The sequence below is a fragment of the Luteococcus sanguinis genome, assembly GCF_039527675.1.
GTDB lineage: Bacteria > Actinomycetota > Actinomycetes > Propionibacteriales > Propionibacteriaceae > Luteococcus > Luteococcus sanguinis.
The window spans coordinates 108,158-131,059 of the sequence record NZ_BAAAKI010000010.1; the positions used below are offsets into that span (position 1 = coordinate 108,158).

Genomic DNA, 22,902 nt, shown 5'->3' on the forward strand with positions numbered 1-22,902 from the left:
CGCGGGGTCCGCTGCTCGGCGTGCAGGTGACTGACTCAGTGGCCGGGGCTCTCCAGTTCGGGGGGGTCACCGTGGTGGTGCGCGTCCTCGATCTCGGCGGTCGTCGGCTTGGCGATCTCGTCACCTACGTACCAGCGGCTGAAGCGGGCACGACGCGAACTGACCTCGGAGCCGGCAACGTCGCCCGGCTCCCCGGCCTCGACCATGTCGTACTGCTTGTGCTGGGTCAGGGTGAAGGCCTCGTCCTCGCTGATCGGCGCGTGATCTTCGTAGTAACGACCCTGCGGCGTCATCACGATCTCGCCGGACTCCGATCCGTGCAGGACGCGCTCGACGTCGCGGCGCTGGAGGCTGAGGCAGATGCGCTTGGTGATCAAGAAGGCGATCACCGGCATGACGAACACGGCGACGCGCATGAAGCGGGTCACGTCGTTGAGGGACAGGCCGAAATGCGTCGCCAGGATGTCGTTGCCGCCGGACAGCCAGAACATCGCGTAGCAGGTCATCCCCGCGATGCCCAGCGCGGTGCGGGTGGGCGCATTGTGCGGCAGGTCGAGGATGTGGTGCTCGTCCTTGTCACCGGTGATCCACTGCTCGATGAAGGGCCACGCGCCCAAGGCGGTGAACAACAGACCCATCAGGCCAACGCCGGGAACGAAGATGTTCCAGCTCCACGTCGTGCCGCCGATGTGCGACTCCCAGTTCGGGATGATGCGGATGGCACCCTCGACCCAGCCCATGTACCAGTCCGGCTGGGAACCGGCAGTCACCTGAGCGGGGTTGTAGGGGCCGAACTTCCACACGGGGTTGATCTGCATGAATGCGCCCATCAGCACGGTGACGCCGAACACCACGAAGAAGAAGCCACCAGCCTTGGCCATGTAGACCGGGAACAGGGGGTAGCCGACGACATTGGACTCGGTGCGTCCGGGGCCGGGGTACTGGGTGTGCTTCTGGTACACCAACAGCGCCAGGTGCGCGGCGATCAGGCCGAGCAGGATGCCGGGAACCAGCAGGATGTGCACCATGTACAGGCGGGGCACGAGGATGTCGCCGGGGAACTCGCCGCCGAAGACGAAGAACTCCGCCCAGGTGCCGATCAGCGGGATGGAGCGGATCAGGCCATCGACGAAGCGCAGGCCGGTGCCGGACAGCAGGTCGTCGGGCAGGGAGTAGCCTGCGAAGCCCTCGATCAGGCCGAGCGCCAGCAGGCCGACGCCGATCAGCCAGTTGAGCTCACGCGGCTTGCGGTAGGCGCCGGTGAAGAAGACGCGCAGCATGTGCACCGTCATGGCGGCGATGAACAGGATCGCGGCCCAGTGGTGCACCTGGCGCACCAGCAGACCGCCGCGGATGTCGAAGCTCAGCGCCAGGGCGGAGGCGAAGGCCTCCGACATCTCGACGCCGCGCAGCAGCTGGTAGGAGCCCTCGTACTCGATCTCCGCCATCGACGGCTTGAACCAGATCGTCAGGAAGACGCCGGTCAGCAGCAGGATGATGAAGGAGTACAGCGCGATCTCACCGAGCAGGAAGCTCCAGTGGTCGGGAAAGACCTTGCGCAGGTTGCCACGTGCCATCTTGGCAAGGCCAACTCGCTCGTCGGCCCAGTTCAGGGCGCCGGGCAGCTTCGGAGCGCGGGACTCCTTGGTCGGCGTCTGGACGTCCAGCGCCGGGGAGGTCTCCACAACGTCAGCGGGGCGTGCCATCAGTTGTCACCCTTCTTGAAGTCGTTGCGCGAGTCGCGCTCGAAGTAGCTGGGGCCAACGGGGACGTCGAAGTCGCGCTGGGCGACCAGGTAGCCATCGGCGCTCACCTTGATCGGGAGCTGGGGCAGCGCGCGGGCGGCGGGTCCGAAGACCACGACGCCGGAGTCACCGAGGTCGAAGGTCGACTGGTGGCAGGGGCAGAGCAGGTGGTGCGACTTCTGCTCCCACAGCGAGATCGGGCAACCCACGTGCGTGCAGATCTTCGAGTAGGCGAGGATGCCGTTGACCTGCCAGTCCTTGCGGGACTCGGGGATGCGGATGGACTCGGGTGCCATGCGGACGATGATGATGGCCGCCTTGGCCTTCGCCTGCTGAAAGGCAGTGCCGTGCAGTTCCTCGAGGTTCTCGGGCTCTGCATTGACCAGCTGCCCGATCTCCATGTCGGAGGCCTTGATGGGCTTGAAGGTGATGTCGTTGACGAGCTTCACCCCGTCGGCCCAGATGGTCTTCTCGATCGTGGCGCGACGCAACCCCGGACCCGGGTGTGGGCCCATGTCGGCGAGAAGCACCACGGCCGGGACTGCCGCCAGTCCGGCACCCGCCAGGCCGAGGCCGATCAGCTTGCGCCGTCCGAGCGAGGACTCCGCCGCGCCGGCGCGCCACTGCTGCAGCATGGCCTCGCGGTCATCAGCGCTCGAGGACGCCGAGTGGCGGTAGTCGATGACCTCGGTGTCGTCCATCAGCTGCTTGGCCCAGTGGATGCAGGCGAAGCCGATGAGAAGGGTGGCCACGCCGCCGGTCAGGCCAAGGCCGACGTGCATGGCACTGGCATGCAGCGGGCCGAACTTGACGTAGTTCTCCTTCGGCACGGCGAAGTAGATCACCACGAAGGCGATGGCCAGCAGCGGCACCAGGGCCAGCATGCCGAGCACCTCGCGGTAGGCGCGGTTGGCAGCGGCCGCGTTTGCGTCCGTCCAGCGCTCGTGGTGGGGCTCAAGGCCTGGGTTCGGGACCGGCTGGTAGGACGCCTCGTCCACCAGTTCGATGTCCTTGTGGTCGTTCATCACGCGCGAGCCCCCTTCTTGGCCAACCACGTGGCAACCAGCACGAGTGAGCCGATGCCGATCAACCAACCCCAGAAGCCCTCGGCCACCGGGCCGAGGCCACCGAGCGCGAAGCCGCCGTAGCTGGGCTTCTCGTTGAGGTTGGTCAGGTAACCGATGATGTCCTTGACGTCCTCGTCGGGCAGCGCGCCCTCGGAGAACAGCGGCATCTGCTGCGGACCGGTGCGCAGAGCCTCGTAGATGTGCTTCGAGGAGACGCCCTTCAGCGCGGGCGCGTAGGCGCCGTCCGGCAGCGCGCCACCGGAGCCCTCGAAGTTGTGGCAGGCCGAGCAGTTGGTGCGGAACAGTTCGCCACCGCGCGCCAGGTCCTCGTCGGAGAGGCCGGCGGTGGAGTACTTGTCGGCGGACGGGATGGCCGGACCGGCGCCGAGCGAGGCGACGTAGGCGGCGATCGCGCTGATCTCCTCGTCCGAGTAGGTCACCTGGTTGCGGGGCGCCTGGGCGGCCGGCTTGGCCATCGGCATGCGCCCGGTTCCCATCTGGAAGTCGACTGCCGCCGCGCCCACCCCGATCAGCGAGGGAGCCACGGACGAACCCTCACCGTTGAGGCCGTGGCAGGACGAGCAGGTGACGTCGTAGAGGGCCTTGCCCTGTGCGACCTGGGGGTTGGTGGTCGAGTCAGCTGCGGACTGGCTCGCCGGCGTGGCCGCCGTGTAGGCGAACCCCATCATGAACAGGGCCAGAATCAGGGTGAGCGGCTTGGCTGCCGGGTGGCGGCGCCGCTTCGAGATGAATCGCACGAGAAGTACCTCTCTGGTGCTGGGTTTGGCGGGTCAGTTGGGGAGCAGCGGCAGCAGGTAGATGGCGCTGAACAGGATGATCCAGATGAAGTCGACGAAGTGCCAGTAGTACGACACGACGATCGCGCTGACGGCCTGTTCGTGGGTGAAGGTGCGCGCCAGGTAGGTGCGGCCGAGCACGAAGAGGAAGGCCAGCAGGCCGCCGAAGACGTGCAGACCGTGGATGCCGGTGCCCAGGAAGAACAGCGACCAGTAGACATTGGTGCTGATGCCGAAGCCCTCGCTGAACAGCGTGAAGTACTCCCAGATCTGACCCGAGACGAAGATCGCGCCCATCACGAAGGTGAGGATGTACCACTCGCGCAAGCCCCAGGACAGCGGGTTGAGCAGTGAGCCTGAACGCTTCACCTTGCCGTGCTCAGCCTTGAACACGCCCATCTGGCAAGTCACGGACGACGCAACCAGGATCGCGGTGTTGATCGCGGCGAAGGTCACGTTGATGTGGTGGAACTCGGTCTGGAAGAGCGATTCCTCGTAGGTCTTGGCCGCATTGGTCGTGACCTCGCGAACCATGAAGTAGGCGGCGAAGATGGCCGCGAAGAACATCAGTTCGCTGGCGAGCCACACCCAGGTACCCAGCGGGACCATGTCGGTGCGGCCCTTGGGTGCGTGCAGGCGGGAGGGTGCAATCGAGTGCACGGCTCCAACGGGCTTCACGGGAGCGGCGTTGGTCGTCGATGAAGTAGCCACGGCGCCATTATTGCCTGAAAACTGCCTGTCGTCATGTCAAGAGTCACCTGTGGACCCATCCCGTGGTGCTGCTCGCCGCCCACGGCTCCCGTGTCCGGCACGGCGTGGGGCGCGATAGCATGCCGAGCAAGGCCGCGCAGGCGCACACCACTCCACGAGGACCACAGATGAGCGAAGAGCAGACCACCGCCAGGCTGAAGGTGTTGCTGTACTCCGATGACCGCGTGACCCGTGACGAGGTGCGGCTGGCCCTCGGCCGGCGCATCGCGCAGGACCTTCCCGAACTGGAGATCTTCGACGTCGCGACCCACCGAGCCGTCGAGAAGGCTGTTGCTGGTGGCGGTTTCGACGTGCTGGTGCTGGACGGTGAGGCGGTCCCGAGTGGGGGCATGGGCCTGTGCCACCAGCTCAAGGACGAACTTCCCGACTGCCCGCCCGTCGTGCTCCTGGTGGCCCGCGTGGCCGATGCCTGGCTGGCGAGCTGGTCGAAGGCCGAGACGATCGTCCCGCTGCCGATCGATCCCGTCCGCCTGCCCAACGCGGTGGCCGACACGGTCCGCCAGGCGCGTTCGCAGGCCGCCGCTCGCTGATGGGTGCCATCGCCTGGCCAGACCTGCTCACCCGGCTCGTGACCGGCGATGACCTTGGACCCGCCGAGACCCACTGGGCGATGTCCGAGATCCTCGGCGGCAACGCCTCGCCCGTCCAGATCGCCGCCTTCGCCGTCGCGCTGCGCTCGAAGGGCGAGACCGTCGACGAGATCGTCGGCCTGGCGGAGGCCATGACCGAGGCAGCGACCCCGGTCGTCCTCTCCCGGGATGCGGTCGACATCGTCGGCACCGGGGGTGACCGGGCCAACACCGTCAACGTCTCCACGATGGCCGCCCTGACCGCGGCCGGTGCGGGCGCCAAGGTCGTGAAGCACGGCAACCGGGCCGCATCGTCGATGTGCGGCACGGCTGACTGCCTCGAAGCCCTCGGCGTGCGACTGGAAGTTCCCCCCGCCCACCAGCAACGCGTGCTGGACGAAGCAGGCATCAGTTTCCTGTTCGCCCCGCTGTACCACCAGTCCCTGCGCCATGCCGGGCCGGTCCGCCGCGAGCTCGGCATCCAGACGACCTTCAACCTGCTCGGCCCGCTGACCAATCCAGCTCGTCCCGATGCTGCTGCGATTGGCGTCGCAGACGCCCGGGCCGCGGAGCTGATGGCAGGCGTGCTGGCCCGCCGCGGTCGCCGCGGACTCGTCTTCCACGGCGAGGACGGCCTGGACGAACTCACCACGACCACCACCAGCCGGGTGTGGCTGCTGGCCGATGGACAGGTGCACGAGACCTCGCTGGACCCCCAGGACCTCGGGTTGCGGGCCGCGACCCGTGATGACCTCGTGGGCGGCATGCCCGAGCACAATGCGCGGGTCGCCCGCGAGGTGCTCGGCGGAGCCACGGGGCCGGTTCGCGACATCGTCCTGCTCAACGCAGCCGCTGCCCTGCTGGCCCACCGTGGGCCAGCTCTGGACGGCGACGTCACCGAGCAGTTGCGCGCCTGTCTCGACGAGGCCGCCGATGCCATCGACTCCGGACGCGCCAACCAGGCCCTCGACCGGCTGGTCGGGGCGTCCAACCAGGCCTGAGCCACTTGCCCCGCTCTGCGAGGATGTCTTGGTGCGATTCCTCACTGAACAGCCCGGCTACGACCTGACGTACAACGACGTCTTCATGGCGCCCAATCGTTCGTCCGTGACCTCCCGGATGGACGTCGACCTCACCTCCACCGATGGCATCGGCACTCCCCTGCCGCTCGTCGTCGCGAACATGACCGCCATCTCCGGCCGCCGGATGGCCGAGACGGTGGCGCGTCGCGGCGCGATGGCGGTGCTGCCGCAGGACATCCCCATCGACATCGTCAAGAAGTCCATCGACCGGGTGAAGGCCGCCCCGCCCGTCTTCGACACGCCCGTCCGAGTGTCCCCGCAGACGACCGTCGGGGAGGCGACGGCACTGATGGGCAAGCGATCCCACGGCATGGTGGTCGTCGTCGAGGACGGTCGCCCGGTTGGGCTCGTCACCCCCGCGCAGTCCGAGGGCGTCGACCGCTTCGCCCAGGTGCACCAGGTGATGTCAACCGACCTGGTGACCGTGGGCGTTGACGCCGACCCCCAGGAGGTCTTCGTCCTCTTGACCACCCAGCACCAGCCGATCGCCCTCGCCCTTGACGGCGACCAACTCGTGGGCGTGATGGGGCCCAAGGGTGCCCTGCGCGCCACCCTCTACTCCCCCGCCCTCGACCCCCAGGGACGGTTGATGGTGGCCGCGGCGGTGGGCATCAACGGGGACGTGGTGGGCCGCGCGCAGGCGCTGCTGGAAGACGGCGCGGACGTGCTGGTGATGGACACCGCGCACGGCCACCAGGAGAAGATGATCGAGTCCTTGCGAGCCGTGCGCCAGGTGCGCGACGAGTTCGCCGATCGCGCCGGACGCCGAATCGCGATCGTGGCGGGCAATGTGGTCACCCCCCAGGCCGTCACCGACCTCGCCGACGCCGGTGCGGACGTGTTGAAGGTCGGCGTCGGCCCCGGCGCGATGTGCACGACCCGGATGCAGACCGGGGTGGGGCGCCCGCAGTTCTCGGCGGTGCTGGACTGCGCCGAGCAGGCCCGCTCGCTGGACAAGGCCGTGTGGGCTGATGGCGGCGTCCGCCACCCCCGCGACGTCGCCCTGGCGCTGGCCGCCGGCGCCGGCAGCGTGATGATCGGTTCGTGGTTCGCCGGTACCCACGAGTCCACGGGTGACCTGCTCGTCGACGCGCAGGGCCGTTTGTACAAGGAGTCCTTCGGGATGGCCAGCGCCCGCGCCGTCCGGACCCGCACAGCCCAGCAGTCGGCCTTCAGCCGCGCTCGCGCCGCCCTCTTCGAGGAGGGCATCAGCTCCTCGCGGATGTACCTGGATCCCGCTCGCCCGGGCGTCGAGGATCTCATCGACTGGATCACCTCAGGCGTACGCTCGTCGTGCACCTACGCCGGCGCGCGTACCCTCGCCGAGTTCGCAGAGAAGGCCGTGGTCGGGGTCCAGAGCCCCTCGGGCTTCGACGAGGGACGCCCGCTGTCGCAGTCTTGGAGCTGACCCAACACGCTCCGGCAGCGGTGAACGAAGGGCCCCCGCAACCTGGCTCGGATTCCTGTGGTCCTCGCACCTGCCCAGACGATGGGTGTTACGAGCACCGCAGGAACCCGCCTGTGGTTGCGGGGGCCCAACCTTGTGTACTAGTGGGCGTAGTCGCCGCGGTAGTACTCGAACACCCAGCCGGAAACCGACCAGATGCCCATGCCAAAGCCCAGGACCGTCAGCCACCAGCCGAAGACCGGCCCGAGCGCGATGACGGAGGCCGTCAGCGCAGCCCAGAAGGGCCAGATCGAGTGCGGCGGGAAGAAGCCGAGGGTGCCGGCACCCTGCGAGATCTGCGCGTCGGCCACATCGGCCAGCGGCTCGTCGTTCTTGCGTCCCTCCACCAGCATGTAGCCAGCGATCATGAAGGCCAACAGCGCCGACAGGGCGAGGACGAAGATTCCGACAATCTCACGCGCCATGTAGGCGTACAGGCCACAGGCGAAGGCGTAGAACAGGCCCAGCCCGAAGAAGATGTTGCGTTCGACCTTCATCGGATCTCACCGGCTTCCTGCTTGGTGGTGGACTCTGCGGCGACCATCTTGGCCTGCAGCCCCGTGTCGTGCCCGTCGGACAGCTCGGGGTGGTTGAGATCGAAGGCCGGGTACGGCGAACGAACTCGGGGCAGGCTGTCGAAGTTGTGGCGCGGCGGCGGGCAGGAGGTGGCCCACTCCATCGAACGCCCCCAGCCCCAGGGATCGTTCACGGTCACCTTCGGGCTCTGGAAGGACTTGTAGACATTCCAGATGAAGGGCAGGAAGGAGACGCCCAGCAGGAAGGAGCCAAAGGTGGAGATCTGGTTCAGCAGGGTCCAGCCGAACATCGGGAGGTAGTCGGCGATTCGACGCTGCATCCCCTCGACACCCAGCCAGTGCTGCACCAGGAAGGTGGTGTGGAAGCCGAAGAAGAGCAGCCAGAACTGCAGCTTGCCCAGACGCTCGTCGAGCATGTGACCCGTCATCTTCGGCCACCAGAAGTAGTAGCCGGCGAACATCGCGAACACCACGGTGCCGAAGAGCACGTAGTGGAAGTGCGCCACGACGAAGTAGGTGTCCGAGACATTGAAGTCCATCGGCGGGGAGGCGAGGATGACGCCGGTCAGGCCACCGAACAGGAAGGTGGTCAGGAAGCCGATCGCGAACATCATGGCGGTGTCGAAGCTGAGCGAGCCGCCCCACATCGTGCCGATCCAGTTGAAGAACTTCACGCCCGTCGGGACGGCGATCATGAAGGTCATGAAACTGAAGAAGGGGAGGTTGACCGCACCGGTGACGAACATGTGGTGCGCCCACACGGCGACAGACAGGCCGCCGATGGAGATGGTGGCGTAGACCAGGCCGACGTAACCGAAGACGGGCTTGCGGCTGAAGACGGGGAGAACCTCGGTGATGATGCCGAAGAAGGGCAGGGCCAAGACATAGACCTCGGGGTGACCGAAGAACCAGAACAGGTGCTGCCACAGGATCGGACCACCGCTGGCGGCGTCGAGCAGGTGGGAGCCCAGCACACGGTCGGACTCGAGGACCAGCAGGCCAGCAGCCAGCACCGGGAAGACCAGGATGACGAGGATCGAGGTCACCAGGATGTTCCAGGTGAAGATCGGCATCCGGAACATGGTCATGCCGGGGACGCGCATCGAGGTGATGGTGGTGATGAAGTTCACCGCGCCGAGGATCGAGGACAGGCCCAGCAGGTACAGGCCCATGACCCACAGGTCACCGCCGAAACCGGGCGAGTTGATCGAGTTGCTCAGCGGCGCGTAGGCGAACCAGCCAAAGGAGGCAGCCCCGTCAGGGGTCAGGAAGCCTGCACAAGCCATCAGCGAGCCGAACAGGTACAGCCAGTAGGCGAACATGTTCAGACGCGGGAAGGCAACATCGGGGGCGCCAATCTGCAGCGGCACCAGGAAGTTCGAGAAGCCTGCGAACAGTGGCGTTGCGAACATCAGCAGCATGATCGTGCCGTGCATGGTGAACAGCTGGTTGAAGGTCTCGTGATCCAGGAACTGCATGCCAGGGCTGGCGAGCTCGGCGCGGATCGCGAGGGCCATCAGGCCACCGATGCCGAAGAATATGAACGACGTGATGAAGTACAGGTGCGCGATCTTCTTGTGGTCGGTGGTCGTGAAGTAGTCCATGAAGTGGCGCCCCAGCGAGTGCTCGCGGCGACGGACCTGGACCTGTGGGATCGAGGTGGTTCGGCTCAGCGTGGTCACTTCTCTGTCTCCTTCGCGGGAGCGGAGGCCATCTGCGAGGGGTAGGCGGGTCCGAGCTTCGTACCCGTCTGGCCCTTGTCCTTGAGGCCCTTGAGGTAGGCGTCGTATTCGTCGGGGCTGACCACGTGGACCGTGAACAGCATGGCGGCGTGGTAGGTGCCACACAGCTCGGCGCACTTGCCGTCGTAGACCCCGACCTTCTCGGGCGTCAGCTCGAAGGCATTGGGCTTGCCGGGAATGGCGTCCATCTTGAAGTAGAAGGCGGGCACCCAGAAGGAGTGGATGACGTCCGCGGAGGTCAGCTCGAAGCGGACCGATTCGCCAACGGGCAGGTAGAGGTCCGGGATCTTCTCGATGGTGCCGATCTCGTGCACGTCGGCGCCAACCGCCGCGTTCTCCTGCTCCATGTAGTTGAAGGTCCACGACCACTTCTGACCCACGACCTTGATGGTGTGGTCGGGGTTGTCCTCGGTGGCCAGAACCCGGTTCTGCGCCTTGACCGTGTAGAAGAACAAGACGCCGACGATCAGGATCGGGACGAGGGTGTACAGCAGCTCCAGCGGGAGGTGATAGGCCGTCTGGCGCGGCACCTCGTTGCCGGGGCGGCGGCGGAACTTGTACATGGAGTAGAAGATCAGGCCCCACACGAGGGCACCGATCACGGCACACGCAACCCACGCGCCGATCCAGAGGTTGCCCATGTAGTGCGCCCGGTCGCTGGCCGGTGCCTGGAGGCCGATCCGTGCGAACTGGTCGCTGAGTTCGGCGCTGCAGCCGGTGAGACCCAGCAACAGGGACGTGCCGATGCCGCCCGCGGCAAGCTTCATTGCCCGCCGGTGCCGTTCGAGTTCGAAACCCACGTCATTGCCCTTCCACAGTGTCGTGTAGGCGCAGGGTTCGCACCCCATGCCCGACGGGCCGCTGCCGGCACCCGTACTGCGAGAATCGCGCACGAGGGGGCAGTGCCGTGTCTTGCGCGACAGCCTAACGCAAATCGGCCACCTCGTCGCATCCTGGGGATGACGACGAGATGGCCGCTAATGCCTGCTGACCAGCAGCCCTGCGGGGGACGCTGAGCTCCGCGCGTCCCCGGCAGGGGTACCCGGTGGGGTATGTCAGTGGAAGGAGTCGCCGCAGGCGCAAGAACCTTGTGCATTGGGGTTGTCGATCGTGAAGCCCTGCTTCTCGATCGTGTCGACGAAGTCGATCGTCGCGCCAGCCAGGTACGGGGCGCTCATCCGGTCGGTGACGACGTTAACGCCGTTGTAGCCCTTCACCACGTCGCCGTCGAGCTGGCGCTCGTCGAAGAAGAGCTGGTAGCGCAGGCCCGAGCAGCCACCAGGCTGCACGGCGACGCGCAGTGCTAGGTCGTCGCGGCCCTCACCCTCGAGCAGGGCCTTGACCTTGGAGGAGGCCTCCTCGGTCAGGGTGATGCCGTCAGCGACGGTCTGGGTCTCGGTCATGTTCGTCCTCCTGGAAAGAAGTCAGTCGCTTGCTCAACGCCGCGTGCCGCGGCTTTGTTCCGCATGCTCAAAAGAGCTTACCCGCAGGTCACCAGCACCACGTCCGGGCGATTCCACGCACCGACTCGGTGACTTCGTCCGCCGTTGGCACGACTCCCTCGGGGGCCAGCGCGTAGCCAGCCTCGACACCCATCGTCCGCAGCTCGCGCGCCGAGATGAAGTTGGTCCGGGCCACCACGACCACCGGACGCATCGCATCACCAGCCAACTCCGTCACCAAGGGCAGCAGATCGCCACCCTTGGTGCCGAACTCCAACTTGTCGTAACCGACGACGACCAGGTCGGCGTGGCCGATGGTCGCCGCCAGACCTGCCCGCTCGGCAAGGTGCTGCGGAGCCGTGACGACCTCCCCGCCCAGCGCCAGCACGATCGCACCCACCCCACCGCAGGCACCCGCTGCCGGAGCGCTCGCCAGGTCCGGTCTTCCCAGGGCAGCGCACCAGTCCACAAGTGCCTGGTCGGTGGCCAGCATCAGGGCGGGGTCGTCATGGCGTTCGTGGCCCAGCACGGAGGTGATGCCACGCAGGCCAGTCAGCGACTTGGCAAGTTCCTCGGCGGTGGTGGCCAACACCAGGCGTCGTCCGTCCAGCGCAGCCCGCGCCGGGCCGAGGTCGACGGACGTGACGCCTGCCAGGGCACGTCCGCCAGCATCCAGTGGGCGGTCGCCGCGAACCCCGAGTCGGTGGGCCAGCCCCGCTCCCCCGTCGTGCCAGCGCACTGCTGGCCAGGCATCGGCGATCACCAGGTCGCCCTCGGACGGCAAGAGGAACACTGCCGCGCTACTCGAGGCGGTGCTCCAGGCGTTCGGCTCGGCGACCGCCGACGGGCACGCGGCAGCAGGGCCACCCAGGTCAGCCAGTGATTGCGCGAAGGAGGACGCCGTGGCGTCCGAGACGAGGTCGGCTGTCGGGACGACCGCCACCTCGGCCCCGAGGTCAGACCACGCTCGCGCCAGCGCGGTTCCGGTCTGGCGCGACGACAGCCCTTCGAAGGGAGCAGAGACGATGACGACCCGCATCAGCCGGGGATCAAACCGTCCTCGTCCAGCAGGTCACGCACCTCGTCCAGGGAGGCCTCGGCGTCGGGGACGATCAGGTCCGAATCGACCAGTTCGTCGTCGGCCAGCGCCACGCCCCGATCGCGAACGACGTCATGCAGGCCCTGCAGGGCCGCGGCGAGCGCCTGTTCGTCGGCAGAGTCGATGGCCTGGGAAACCGCGCCGTCGGCCTCGTTCAGGCGGTCCAGCTCAGTGTCCGGGACCCGGAACTGCCCCTCGCCAAGGATCCGGATGATCATGCCTGCCCACCCTGCTGGTAGGTCGGGTCGATGGTGCCGTCGACCTCGTCAGCGGCACGTGCGGCCGCGGTGTGCTGCCCAGCCGCGACAACCGGCTCATCGGCTGCCTCGATGGCGGGGGCCGTCGGACGTGTCGATGGGGCGATCTCGCCCGAGACCTTGGCCCTCAGCGCGGCCAGCTCGTTCTCCACCTGGGAGGAGCTGGCCAGCTGGTCGAGCTCGCGCGTGATGTCGTCCTTGTAGGTGCCCGAGGGATCGTCGAGCGCTCCGGAGGACAACAGCTCGTCGATCGCGCCTGCGCGAGCCTGCATCTGCTGGGTCTTGTCCTCGGCACGCTGGACCGCCAGGCCGACGTCACCCATCTCCTCGGAGATGCCGGTGAAGGCCTCGTTGATGCGAGTCTGCGCCTCGGCTGCCGAATAGGTCGCCTTGATGGTCTCCTTGCGGGTGCGGAAGGCGTCCACCTTGGCCTGCAAACGGGTGGAGGCACGGACGAGCTTCTCCTCCTCACCCTGGAGCTGGGCGTGCTGCGCCTGGAGGTCCGAGAGCTGCTGCTGCAGGCCCGACTTGCGGGTCAGCGCCTCCCGAGCCAGATCCTCGCGCCCCTGCTCCAGCGCACGCTGCGCCTGAAGGTTGAGCTTGTCGACCTCACCGTTCAGCTGGGTGGCCTGCAGTTCGACGCGCTTGCGGCTCGTGGCCACGTCGGCCACACCGCGACGCACCTTCTGGAGCAGCTCGAGCTGTCGCTGGTAGGAGTAGTCGAGGGTCTCGCGCGGGTCTTCCATCTTGTCGAGGGCCTTGTCGGCCTTGGCGCGGAAGATGGTCGAGAAACGGCTGAAGATTCCTGCCATGTCGCTGTCGTACCTTTCAGATCGGCGTACGCCACCAAGGCTATTGCCCGTAACAAGCACCAGCCTAGGAGGGCGGGACGCATTTGCGGAATCATCCAAGGGCTTAACCCTGAAGCTGGCCCCCACTCCCCCAGACCGGGTCGTCGATGTCGATGCCAGCCCGGTGCAGGTGAGCCGCAACGCGTTCCAGTTCCTCGACGCTGGGCAGTTCGTCAGTGATCCGGACATACCCGGTGCCGACATCGATCCGGTCAGCTGGAACCAGTCCGTGCTCTACCAGGTCAGCGCCCAGTCGGTTGATCTCGTCCGCTCCCAGCCGTCGGCGCAGAACGGCGACCAGCGGCACATAGTCCCGGTCGGGGATGCCGTTGGGATAACCGGCGCGCAGCCAGCTGATCACCTTGTCGAGACCCAGCACGGCTCAGCCCAGCTGGCCCCGGTTGCCCAACTCGTCCAACTCGTCCAACTCGTTTACCTCGGACTCGTCTGGGACGCGATGTGGCCAGCCACCCTGCTCGAGCCGTTCCAGTACGCGTTGGACATCCGCATCGTCGACCTGCTGCAGGGTCTGCTGGGCGATGGCTTGGCGGACGTGCTCGACCGCCTCCTCGGGGTCGACCCCGTTCAGCTCAGGGGCGAGCGTCCGGACGATGTTCTCGAGTTCGACGGGCGTGAGGCTACGGCGCAACACGCCCAGCAGCGCGACGTAGTCGCCTTGGGGCACTCCGTCGGGGTAGCCAGCACGGAGCCAGTGCAGGATTGTCTGGAAGGGATTCACGCCGGGCTCACTTCTTGTGGAAGACGGGAATGACGTGCGAGAAGTCGACACTGTAGCCCAACCCGGATGAGACCACGATGGAGATCCCCATCGCGATCACGAGCAGGCAGACGGCGAAGCAGAGGAACGCGATCACGGTGCCGATCGCGTGGCCAGATTCATGGCTCAGCTCGGCATCGCCGCCCGCACCGTAGGCCAGAGCGCGCACGCCGACCGCAAAGAGGGCCGGCAGGCCAGCCCCCACCAGGACGCCGACGAGCAGCACCAGCGCAATGTCCTCGAAGAACAAGCCGATCATGGTCGTCCTCAGTTCTTGGCCAAGGCCAGGTCGTCGACGGCGGACGAGCCCGGCTCGCCCCCATCCCAGTCGTCATTGACGTTGTCGGCGCTGACCGGCGCCTTGCGGGAATGCCACAGGAAGTAGCTGGACAGGCCCAGCAGGATCGCGAAGACGGCCAGGGCCCCCAGGTAGCCGGGCAATGAGCTGCCGATCAGGTAGGTCACAGCACCCACCGCCCCGGCGCACGGGAGGGTGATCAGCCAGGCCGCGACCATCCGCAGGGCGACGCCCCAGCGCACCTCTGCGCCGGTCTTGCCGATGCCGCTACCCATGATCGAGCCGGTGGCGACGTGGGTGGTCGAGAGCGCGAAGCCCAGGTGGGAGGACGACAGGATGACTGCGGCGGAGGCCGCCTCGGCAGCCATGCCCTGGGGGGAGCTGATCTCGACCAGACCCTTGCCGAGGGTGCGGATGATGCGCCAACCGCCGAGGTAGGTGCCCAGTGCGATCGCAGCAGCGCAGACCACCTTCACCCACCAGGGGATCGTCGTGGTGTCGGAGTGCGCGCCGTAGGCGATCAGCGCCAGCGTGATCACGCCCATTGTCTTCTGGGCATCGTTCGTGCCGTGCGCCAGCGAGACGAGCGAGGCGGTACCGATCTGGCCCCACCGGAAGCCGGCCTCCTTGTAGCGCTCGGCCACCCCCTCGGTGATCCGGAAGATCAGCCAGGTGCCGATGGTCGAGACGATCGCGGCAACCACGGGCGAACCCAGTGCGGGCAGGATCACCTTGCCCAGCACCCCGTCCAACTTGGTCCCATCGCCGGCCCAGTTGACGCCGTTGATGCCCAGCGCCACGAGCGTCGAGCCCACCAGGCCACCGAACAGCGCATGGGAGGAGGACGAGGGCAGGCCGAGCAACCAGGTCAGCAGGTTCCAGACGATGCCTCCGACGAGCCCGCAGAAGACGATCATCAGCAGGAGATGACCATGGTCGGCGAGATACTCGGCCTTGGGCGCACCGGACTTGTCCTGGATCTTGACCACTGCATTGGTGACGGTCAACGCCACCTCCACGGACAGGAAGGCCCCGATCAGGTTCAGCACCGCGGAGAGGGTGACTGCCGTCTTCGGCTTCAGCGCGCCGGTGGCGATGGAGGTCGCCATCGCATTGCCAGTGTCGTGGAAACCATTGGTGAAGTCGAAGGCAATCGCGGTGGCGACAACCAGGACCAGAAGCAGTAGGGAGACTGACACGCGCAAAGTTCACACCCTTTGGGTGTGGTTGTGCCAGCCCGGGGTACAGAAAGTGCTGAGAATGTGGTCATCGGCCGTCCCGGGGCCCCACCCGGACAGCCCTAGGATGGTGCGCGAACCGGCGCCACGGGGGCGCCGTACGGACGAGGACGTGACGTGGGACTTTTCCGCCCATACGAGCAGGGCAGCAAGGACGAGCCGAAGGTCGGTGGCGCCACGGCGGCCCCCGCCCCGAAGGCTTCCGACAAGGCCAAGGCCGCTCGAGTGACCCCCCAGGCCGCGCCAGCGGTCGACACGGTCGAGCAGACCGCGAGCACCAACAACCCGCAGAAGAAGGGGCGACCCACCCCCACCCGCGCTGAGGCCGAGGCCGCCCGGATGGCCCGTCTGCACCCTGTCCTGACCCCGAAGCAGCAGAAGAAGGCCGACCGCGCTGCCGCCCAGGACAAGCGACTGCGCTCGCTGGATGCCGCGGAGCGCTCCCCCGAGCGCCAGTTGGCCCGCGATTACATCGACTCGCGCTTGTCGCTCGTCTCGCTCGTGCTGCCGGCGATGCTGGTCTTGATGGCGATCAGCATCTCCTTCCCCCGCAATGTGCAGGTCACACAATGGGTGACGGCCGCGACCATGTTCCTGTTCGCGCTGTTCGTGCTGAGCATCTGGCTGGCCTGGCGCGGCTACCAGCGCGAGGCTCGCGTCCGTGGCCTCGAGCCGAAGCAGCGAGGGCTGATGATGTACCTCATGAACCGGATGATGACGATGCGGTTCATGCGTCGTCCCGAGCCACGGGTGACCCGCGGCGAGAAGTACTGACCCGACACCACCACCCACGGGAGAACCGCCATGAAGTTCCGTCGCCTCGGTAGCTGCGGCATGAAGGTCTCGGCCATCAGCTACGGCAACTGGTTGACCCACGGCAGCCAGGTCGAGACCAAGCTCGCCAAGGAGTGCGTCCGCGCCGCCCTCGACGCCGGGATCACCACCTTCGACACCGCGGACGTCTACGCCAACGGCGCAGCCGAGAAGGTGCTCGGCAAGGCGCTCAAGCACGAGCGCCGCGAGGGCCTGGAGGTGATGACCAAGGTCTACTTTCCCACCGGCGAGCGCCAGCACAACGACACCGGCCTGTCGCGCAAGCACATCATGGAATCGATCCACGGCTCCCTGCGCCGTTTGTCCATGGACTACGTGGACGTCTACCAGGCCCACCGCTACGACCACTTCACCCCGCTCGAGGAGACGATGCAGGCCTTCGCCGACGTCGTCCACGCGGGCAAGGCGCACTACATCGGCGTGAGCGAGTGGAGCCCCGAGCAGCTGCGACGTGGCCACGAACTGGCCAACCAGTTGGGGATCCAGCTGGTCAGCAACCAGCCGCAGTACAACATGGTGCACCGCATCATCGAGGCCGAGGTGGTGCCCACGAGCCGCGAGCTCGGCATCTCGCAGGTGGTCTTCTCCCCGCTGTACGAGGGCATCTTGACCGGCAAGTACCTGCCCGGTGAGCAGGCGCCGGAGGGCTCCCGCGCGGCCACAGAGGGCGTCAACCAGTTCGTCTCCCGAAAGATGCAGGACGAGGAGCTGCTGCGCCGCGTGCAGGGCCTGCGTCCGATTGCCGACGACCTTGGCATCACGATGGCCCAGCTGGCGCTGTCCTGGGTGCTCGCCAATGACAACATCGCCTCCGCGATCGCCGGCGCGTCCAGGCCGGAGCAGATCGCCGGCTCGGCGGCCGCCGCGGACGTGGAGTTGCCCCCAGAGGTCGTCTCCCGCATCGACGAGGTGCTGGGCGACCGGATCAACCGCGACGCCGGCCAGGTCGGCCAGGCGTCCCCGACGGAGAGGCTCGCCTGATGGCATACGTGTGGATGGCAGAACTGTCCCCCGGCTCGGAGACCAGCCAGGACGACCTCGCCGGCGCTGGACTCGGCCAGGGCTTCGACGACCAGTCCCTGGCCGAGGCCTGGCTGGGCGAGTACTACTCCGATCTCGCCGACCTGGGCGTGAGCAGCGTGAGCCTGTTCGAGGAGGACCGGCTGGTCTACGGCCCGATGTCGCTGGAGGCCATGTGAGCTGGCGCCGCTGGGCGCACCTGGTTCTCGCGCTGGTCGGGGTGGCGATGGTCGTCTACGGGGGCGTCGCAGTGGCAGACCCGCACGTGACCTGTCGCGGTGTCGAGATGCGGCCTGGGGACGTGTGCCACAAGAACGAATTCGGCACGCTCGGTAGCGAGCAGGTGCAGACCTATGAGGAGCGCCTGCACGCGGCCCGGCTCAGCCAGCCCGTCGTGATCGGGATGGGTGCCGCCGTGGCGGCCTTTGGTTTCGTGCTCTTGCGAAGCGAGCGCCGCTGAGTGCTGCGCCCGGCTGCACCCGGCCTCAGCGCACCTCGGGGGTGACGAAGGGAGGCTTGGTGATGCGGAAACGCTCCACTCGGTTGCGCACCTGCACGCCCACCTCATCGTCAACCCCCTTGGATACGTCAATCAGGGCCAGGGCGATGCCCTGCTTGAGGGTCGGGGAGAAGGTGCCGGAGGTGACCACGCCGATCTCACGCCCCTTGTCGTCGACGACCGCCATGCCGTGGCGGGGGATACCGCGCCCGAGCGCCAGCAGGCCACGCATCCGGCGCGCCGGGCCCTGTTCCTTGATCGCGCGCAGGGCCTGGTGGCCGCGGAACTCGTCCTTGCCCCAGCCGATCGCCCACGACAGCCCGGCAGACACCGGGTCGATCTCGGGCGAGATGTCGTTGCCATGCAGGGAATAGCCCATCTCCGTGCGCAGGGTGTCGCGTGAGCCGAGCCCGCAGGGCTTGATCGCGTACTGCTTCCCCGCGGCCATCACCGCGTCCCAGATCGCGCCGGCGACCTCGGCGGGGACGACCAGTTCGTAGCCGCGCTCGCCGGTGTAACCCGTGCGGCACACGGTGTAGGGGACGCCTTCGTGCTCGACCACGGCGAAAGCCATGTAGTCCATGTCGGTGGGCAGGCCCATGGCAGTGACCACCTCGTCCGACTTCGGCCCCTGGACCGCCAGCACAGCGTAGTCGCGGTGCAGGTTTGTGATCTCCAGGTCACCGGCCCCCGGCAGGGCCTGCAGAATCTCGACGACGGCGGCGCAGTTCGCGGCATTCGGGATGACGAAAACCTCGTCGTCGCTGATCACGTAACAGATCAGGTCGTCGACGACGCCGCCGTCCTCGGCGCACAACATCGAGTACTGGGCCTTGCCGGGCCCGATCTTGCGCAGGTCATTGGTGAGGCAGCGATTCAAGAAGTCCACAGCCCCGGCACCGATGACGCGGAACTTGCCCAGGTGGGAGACGTCGAAGATGCCGACCCGGTCCCGGACGCACTCGTGCTCGCCGAGCACCCCGCCACCCGCGTACTCGATCGGCATCAGCCAGCCACCGAACTCGGCGAATTTGGCACCCGCCGCCGCGTGGCGGTCGTGCAGGGGTGAATGCAACAGTTCGGTCATGGGTAGTCCCTCCACGGTCCAGGACGACGATCACGGGCTCTCTCGACGCCGGTGACGAGAAAACCTTTGGGCACGTGCAGGCTAGCGCACGAAATGTTCGGCCCACGAGCCGACGGCGCCCTGTTTCGAGAGCAGCCCGGGCAGTAACCTGACGGCGACAAATCGTTCGTCCACCACTCGTCCAAACCGCCCAGGAGGCATCCCCGTGGCCACCACCACCCGTCCCACCGTCCAGCTCGCCAAGGCCCCGAGCCCCAAGGCCCCGAGCACGGCCGATGTCGTCGTGGTCGGCCTGGCCGGCAGCGGTGAGGACCTGCACCTGGTGGGCCTGCCCAATGGCCAGGGAATGCCCACCTCCGAGGATCTGCTCGCGCTCGCCCGCAACCTCGGCGCCAAGCCCGAGGCCGGCAGCACGATCGCCCTGCCGGTGGGTGCCCAGCGCGGGATCGTTGTGGGCCTGGGCGCCGACGAGTGCTCCCCCGACCAGCTGCGGCGCAGCGCGGGGGCCGCGCTGCGCGCTGCCGCAGCGCTGGCCGGCGAGCAGCCGTTGAGCGTGCAGGTCTCGCTGGGCGCCGACGAGCCCGAGCTCGTGCGCGCCGTCGCGGAGGGTTCCCTGCTGGGCGCCTACACCCCGACGAAGGTGTCGGCCACGCCGGCCACGCCCAAGGTGTCGGCCATCGAGGTGGTCAGCCCACTGTCGTCGCCCGAGGCGAAGGAGGCGGTCGAGGCAGGACGGATCGTGGCCGACGCCGTGTGCGCTGCCCGTGACTGGGTGAACCTGCCGGCGAACCTGCTCTACCCCGAGACCTTCGCCGCCGCCGCCAAGGAGGCGATGTCCGGGCTCAAGGTCGACGTCGAGCTGCTGGACGAGAAGGCACTGGCCAAGGGTGGCTACGGCGGCATCCTGGCCGTGGGGGGCGGCTCGAACCGGGCACCGCGCCTGGTCCGGCTGGACCACAACCCGCGCGGGGCCCGCAACCACCTGGTGCTGGTTGGCAAGGGCATCACCTTTGACACCGGCGGCCTGAACCTCAAGCCCTCCGAGGGCATGTACACGATGAAGTGCGACATGGCCGGCGCCGCCACCGTGATCGCCGCCACGCGAGCCATTGCCCAGCTGGGACTCGGCGTGCACGTCACCGCCTACGCGTCGATGGCCGAGAACATGCCGTCCGGTTCGGCCTACCGCCCCTCCGACGTGATCACCATGTACGGCGGCATCACGGTCGAGAACGCGAACTCCGACGCCGAGGGGCGCCTGGTGATGGCCGACGCGCTGGCCCGCTCCCGGGAGGACGATGCCGACCTGGTGGTCGACGTGGCCACCCTGACCGGAGCCTGCATGGTGGCATTGGGCCTGCGAACCGCCGGGCTGATGGCATCGGACGACGAGACCGCCGACCTGGTGCTGGACGCAGCCGAGGCGGCGGGCGAGGACTTCTGGCAGCTGCCGATCCCGGAGCACATCCGCAAGGACCTGGACTCCAAGGTGGCCGACCTCAAGTCGTCCGGGGCCCGCTATGGCGGCGCGCTGACCGCCGGCGCCTTCCTGCAGCGTTTCGTCGGGGAAGACCAGGCCTGGGCCCACCTCGACATCGCCGGGCCCGCCTTCAACGACGCGGCGCCCTACGACCATGTCCCCACCGGCGGCACCGGCGCGGCCGTACGCACGCTGGTGGCGCTGGCCGCCTCCCTGCAGGGCTGAGCAGGTCCGGGCAGGCCGCCGGCCCCGATCGACGGCGTGCAGACATCCAGTCCCCGGTTCGCAGCTGCGGGCCGGGGACTGGCCCTCCCAATGGCCCGGTGGGGCTAGGCTGGCGTCGTTCACACCGGTACTTGCGAAGGAGCCCATTCCACATGGCCACCGAAGTCACCCTCCCGGCACTTGGCGAAAGTGTCACAGAAGGCACCGTTTCCCGTTGGCTCAAGGCCGTCGGCGATCGCGTCGAGGTCGACGAGGCTCTCGTTGAGGTCTCCACCGACAAGGTCGACACCGAAATCCCGTCCCCCGCCGCGGGCGTTGTGCTCGAGATCCGCGTGGCCGAGGACGATGTCGCCGAGGTCGGCGCCGTTCTGGCCGTGATCGGTGAGGAGTCCGAGGCTGGCGCAGCTGCCGCCCCCGCTGCTCCCGCCGCCCCGGCCCCCGCCGCCGCTGCTCCCGCCGAACAGGTCGTCGACGCACAGGAGCAGGTCAACCAGACCGAGGCGGCCCCGGCCGATCCCTCGGCCGCAGAGGCTCCCGCCGGTGGTGTCGCGGCCGAGGCTCCCGCTGATGCGCAGGGCACCGAGGTCACCCTCCCCGCACTGGGCGAGTCGGTCACCGAGGGCACCGTCTCCCGCTGGCTGAAGAGTGTCGGCGACACCGTCGAGGCCGATGAGGCGCTCGTCGAGGTCTCCACCGACAAGGTCGACACCGAGATCCCCTCCCCCGCCGCCGGCACCGTGCTGGAGATTCGGGTGAAGGAGGACGAAGTCGCCGAGGTCGGCGCCGTCCTGGCAATCATCGGTACCCCCGGTGCGGCTCCCGCAGCCGAACCCGCCGCCGCTCCGGCTGCGCCCGCAGCTGAGGAAGCTCCCGCTCCTGCACCGGCCCCGCAGGCCACCCCGGCTCCTGCTGCCCCGACCCCCCAGCCCACCGCGGCGAACACCAATGAGGGCGTGCAGGTTCCCGCCGCCGAGGCCCAGGCCCCATCTGCTCCCGCTGCGCCGGTGACCCCGCCCGCGCCCGCTGCTGCCCCGGCCCACGCGGCCGCGCCCGCCGCAGACGGCGAATCGGTCTACGTCACCCCGCTGGTGCGCAAGCTGGCCAGCGAGAACGGCGTCGCGCTGTCAGAGATCACCGGCACCGGCGTCGGTGGACGCATCCGCAAGCAGGACGTGCTCGCTGCCGCCGAAGCCAAGAAGGCGCCGGCTCCGGCTGCCGTCCCCGCCGCCCCGGCTGCCCCCGCCTCTCCGGTCCGGGCGCTCAAGCCGGCGCAGGACTTCTCAAGCCTGCGTGGCACCACGGAGAAGATGTCGCGGATGCGCACCACGATCGCCAAGCGCATGGTCGAGTCGCTGCAGGTGGCCGCCCAGCTCACCGCGACCGTCGAGGTCGACCTGACCGCGATCAGCCGCCTGCGCTCGCAGCACAAGGACGACTTCAAGCAGCGCGAGGGCGCTTCGCTGTCGTACCTGCCCTTCATCACCAAGGCCGCCATCGAGTCGCTGAAGGCCTACCCCTTCGTCAACGCGACGATCGACGACGCCGCTGGTGAGGTGACCTACCACGACGCCGAGCACATCGGCATCGCCGTCGACACCGAAAAGGGCCTGATGGTGCCGGTCATCAAGGACGCGGGCGACCTGAACATCGCCGGCCTGGCCAAGAAGATTGGCGACCTGGCCGCGCGCACCCGTGCGTCCAAGGTCACGCCGGACGAACTGTCCGGTGGCACCTTCACCATCACGAACTACGGTTCGGCCGGCACCCTGTTCGACACCCCGATCATCAACCAGCCGCAGGTGGCCATCCTCGGCACGGGTGCGCTCGTCAAGCGCCCCGTCGTCGTCGAGGACCAGTTCGGTGGGGAGACCCTCGCCGTGCGCGACATGATGTACCTCTCGCTCACCTATGACCACCGCCTGGTGGATGGCGCGAAGGCGGCCCTGTTCCTGAGCGCGGTCAAGGCCCGCCTCGAGGAGGGCGACTTCGCCGGCGAGATCGGCGCCTGATCGCAGCCATCGAACGGCACTGTTCGGCA

At 67.8% G+C, this 22,902-nt stretch carries 25 protein-coding genes; 9 read left to right on the forward strand and 16 right to left on the reverse strand.

Going from position 1 to position 22,902, the window contains the following annotated elements:
* Window positions 1-35: 35 nt before the first annotated feature.
* The 4 genes from qcrB to ctaE are packed head-to-tail and all read right to left on the reverse strand — an operon-like array spanning window position 36 to window position 4,320.
* Entirely contained in the window at window positions 36-1,706 is a 1,671-nt protein-coding gene (qcrB, locus tag ABD089_RS07760; protein ID WP_343885718.1) for a cytochrome bc1 complex cytochrome b subunit, read from the reverse strand.
* Window positions 1,706-2,800, reverse strand: a complete 1,095-nt coding sequence (qcrA, locus tag ABD089_RS07765; protein WP_386769545.1) for a cytochrome bc1 complex Rieske iron-sulfur subunit — start codon at window positions 2,798-2,800, stop codon at window positions 1,706-1,708. Before qcrA ends, qcrB begins: the two co-directional genes overlap by 1 nt.
* Entirely contained in the window at window positions 2,770-3,570 is an 801-nt protein-coding gene (gene qcrC / locus ABD089_RS07770; RefSeq protein ID WP_343885720.1) for a cytochrome bc1 complex diheme cytochrome c subunit, read from the reverse strand. Before qcrC ends, qcrA begins: the two co-directional genes overlap by 31 nt.
* Before the next feature lie 33 nt (window positions 3,571-3,603).
* Window positions 3,604-4,320: an aa3-type cytochrome oxidase subunit III gene (ctaE, locus tag ABD089_RS07775; RefSeq protein WP_465262227.1), complete on the reverse strand. Its 717-nt coding sequence runs from the start codon at window positions 4,318-4,320 to the stop codon at window positions 3,604-3,606.
* 167 nt (window positions 4,321-4,487) lie between these two features.
* Between ctaE and ABD089_RS07780 the strand changes: the two genes are divergently transcribed.
* The 3 genes from ABD089_RS07780 to ABD089_RS07790 are packed head-to-tail and all read left to right on the forward strand — an operon-like array spanning window position 4,488 to window position 7,439.
* Window positions 4,488-4,910, forward strand: a complete 423-nt coding sequence (locus tag ABD089_RS07780; protein ID WP_343885722.1) for a response regulator — start codon at window positions 4,488-4,490, stop codon at window positions 4,908-4,910.
* The gene (gene trpD / locus ABD089_RS07785) at window positions 4,910-5,950 is read left to right on the forward strand and encodes an anthranilate phosphoribosyltransferase (protein WP_343885723.1); all 1,041 of its coding nucleotides are present in this window, start codon (window positions 4,910-4,912) and stop codon (window positions 5,948-5,950) included. The genes ABD089_RS07780 and trpD overlap by 1 nt, the downstream gene beginning before the upstream one ends.
* 31 nt (window positions 5,951-5,981) lie before the next feature.
* Window positions 5,982-7,439, forward strand: a complete 1,458-nt coding sequence (locus ABD089_RS07790; protein ID WP_343885724.1) for a GuaB1 family IMP dehydrogenase-related protein — start codon at window positions 5,982-5,984, stop codon at window positions 7,437-7,439.
* A gap of 140 nt (window positions 7,440-7,579) precedes the next feature.
* On the opposite strand, the gene ABD089_RS07795 is transcribed toward ABD089_RS07790, so the two are convergent.
* The 11 genes from ABD089_RS07795 to ABD089_RS07845 all read right to left on the reverse strand — a co-directional run bounded on the left by ABD089_RS07795 (window position 7,580) and on the right by ABD089_RS07845 (window position 15,680).
* The gene (locus tag ABD089_RS07795) at window positions 7,580-7,975 is read right to left on the reverse strand and encodes a cytochrome c oxidase subunit 4 (RefSeq protein WP_343885725.1); all 396 of its coding nucleotides are present in this window, start codon (window positions 7,973-7,975) and stop codon (window positions 7,580-7,582) included.
* Window positions 7,972-9,618: an aa3-type cytochrome oxidase subunit I gene (gene ctaD / locus ABD089_RS07800; protein WP_343885874.1), complete on the reverse strand. Its 1,647-nt coding sequence runs from the start codon at window positions 9,616-9,618 to the stop codon at window positions 7,972-7,974. The genes ABD089_RS07795 and ctaD overlap by 4 nt, the downstream gene beginning before the upstream one ends.
* A 74-nt stretch (window positions 9,619-9,692) precedes the next feature.
* The gene (gene ctaC / locus ABD089_RS07805) at window positions 9,693-10,556 is read right to left on the reverse strand and encodes an aa3-type cytochrome oxidase subunit II (RefSeq protein ID WP_465262228.1); all 864 of its coding nucleotides are present in this window, start codon (window positions 10,554-10,556) and stop codon (window positions 9,693-9,695) included.
* 255 nt (window positions 10,557-10,811) lie between these two features.
* A complete protein-coding gene (locus ABD089_RS07810; RefSeq protein WP_343885726.1) occupies window positions 10,812-11,159 on the reverse strand; it encodes a HesB/IscA family protein in 348 nt (115 codons plus the stop codon).
* An 88-nt stretch (window positions 11,160-11,247) separates the two neighbouring features.
* Entirely contained in the window at window positions 11,248-12,237 is a 990-nt protein-coding gene (locus ABD089_RS07815; protein WP_343885727.1) for a glycerate kinase, read from the reverse strand.
* Window positions 12,237-12,515 carry a PspA-associated protein PspAA gene (gene pspAA, locus ABD089_RS07820; RefSeq protein WP_343885728.1) on the reverse strand — a complete coding sequence of 93 codons (279 nt, stop codon included), beginning with the start codon at window positions 12,513-12,515 and terminating at the stop codon, window positions 12,237-12,239. Before pspAA ends, ABD089_RS07815 begins: the two co-directional genes overlap by 1 nt.
* Window positions 12,512-13,366, reverse strand: coding sequence for a PspA/IM30 family protein (locus ABD089_RS07825; protein WP_343885729.1), 855 nt, complete (start codon window positions 13,364-13,366; stop codon window positions 12,512-12,514). The genes pspAA and ABD089_RS07825 overlap by 4 nt, the downstream gene beginning before the upstream one ends.
* Before the next feature lie 103 nt (window positions 13,367-13,469).
* On the reverse strand, window positions 13,470-13,784 hold the full coding sequence (locus ABD089_RS07830) for a DUF3349 domain-containing protein (protein ID WP_343885731.1): 315 nt from the start codon (window positions 13,782-13,784) through the stop codon (window positions 13,470-13,472).
* A gap of 3 nt (window positions 13,785-13,787) precedes the next feature.
* Entirely contained in the window at window positions 13,788-14,144 is a 357-nt protein-coding gene (locus ABD089_RS07835) for a DUF3349 domain-containing protein (RefSeq protein WP_343885732.1), read from the reverse strand.
* 7 nt (window positions 14,145-14,151) lie between these two features.
* Window positions 14,152-14,433, reverse strand: a complete 282-nt coding sequence (locus tag ABD089_RS07840) for a hypothetical protein (protein ID WP_343885734.1) — start codon at window positions 14,431-14,433, stop codon at window positions 14,152-14,154.
* 17 nt (window positions 14,434-14,450) lie between these two features.
* A complete protein-coding gene (locus ABD089_RS07845; protein ID WP_343885736.1) occupies window positions 14,451-15,680 on the reverse strand; it encodes an inorganic phosphate transporter in 1,230 nt (409 codons plus the stop codon).
* Between the two features lie 156 nt (window positions 15,681-15,836).
* Here ABD089_RS07845 and ABD089_RS07850 point away from each other — a divergent pair, with 156 nt between their 5' ends.
* The 4 genes from ABD089_RS07850 to ABD089_RS07865 are packed head-to-tail and all read left to right on the forward strand — an operon-like array spanning window position 15,837 to window position 18,033.
* On the forward strand, window positions 15,837-16,493 hold the full coding sequence (locus ABD089_RS07850) for a DUF3043 domain-containing protein (RefSeq protein WP_343885737.1): 657 nt from the start codon (window positions 15,837-15,839) through the stop codon (window positions 16,491-16,493).
* A gap of 30 nt (window positions 16,494-16,523) precedes the next feature.
* Window positions 16,524-17,534: an aldo/keto reductase family protein gene (locus ABD089_RS07855; RefSeq protein ID WP_343885738.1), complete on the forward strand. Its 1,011-nt coding sequence runs from the start codon at window positions 16,524-16,526 to the stop codon at window positions 17,532-17,534.
* Window positions 17,534-17,752, forward strand: coding sequence for a hypothetical protein (locus tag ABD089_RS07860; protein WP_343885740.1), 219 nt, complete (start codon window positions 17,534-17,536; stop codon window positions 17,750-17,752). The genes ABD089_RS07855 and ABD089_RS07860 overlap by 1 nt, the downstream gene beginning before the upstream one ends.
* On the forward strand, window positions 17,749-18,033 hold the full coding sequence (locus ABD089_RS07865) for a hypothetical protein (RefSeq protein ID WP_343885741.1): 285 nt from the start codon (window positions 17,749-17,751) through the stop codon (window positions 18,031-18,033). The genes ABD089_RS07860 and ABD089_RS07865 overlap by 4 nt, the downstream gene beginning before the upstream one ends.
* A gap of 25 nt (window positions 18,034-18,058) precedes the next feature.
* Here the strand turns inward: ABD089_RS07865 and gcvT are convergent, their stop codons facing one another.
* Window positions 18,059-19,159 carry a glycine cleavage system aminomethyltransferase GcvT gene (gene gcvT, locus ABD089_RS07870; protein WP_343885742.1) on the reverse strand — a complete coding sequence of 367 codons (1,101 nt, stop codon included), beginning with the start codon at window positions 19,157-19,159 and terminating at the stop codon, window positions 18,059-18,061.
* 205 nt (window positions 19,160-19,364) lie between these two features.
* Between gcvT and ABD089_RS07875 the strand changes: the two genes are divergently transcribed.
* Together ABD089_RS07875 and sucB are read left to right on the forward strand one after the other, a co-directional pair.
* Window positions 19,365-20,864 (forward strand): leucyl aminopeptidase, encoded by a 1,500-nt coding sequence (locus tag ABD089_RS07875; protein ID WP_343885743.1) that lies wholly within the window; start codon window positions 19,365-19,367, stop codon window positions 20,862-20,864.
* Between the two features lie 152 nt (window positions 20,865-21,016).
* Window positions 21,017-22,873, forward strand: a complete 1,857-nt coding sequence (gene sucB, locus ABD089_RS07880; protein ID WP_343885744.1) for a 2-oxoglutarate dehydrogenase, E2 component, dihydrolipoamide succinyltransferase — start codon at window positions 21,017-21,019, stop codon at window positions 22,871-22,873.
* The last annotated feature ends 29 nt before the right edge of the window (window positions 22,874-22,902 follow it).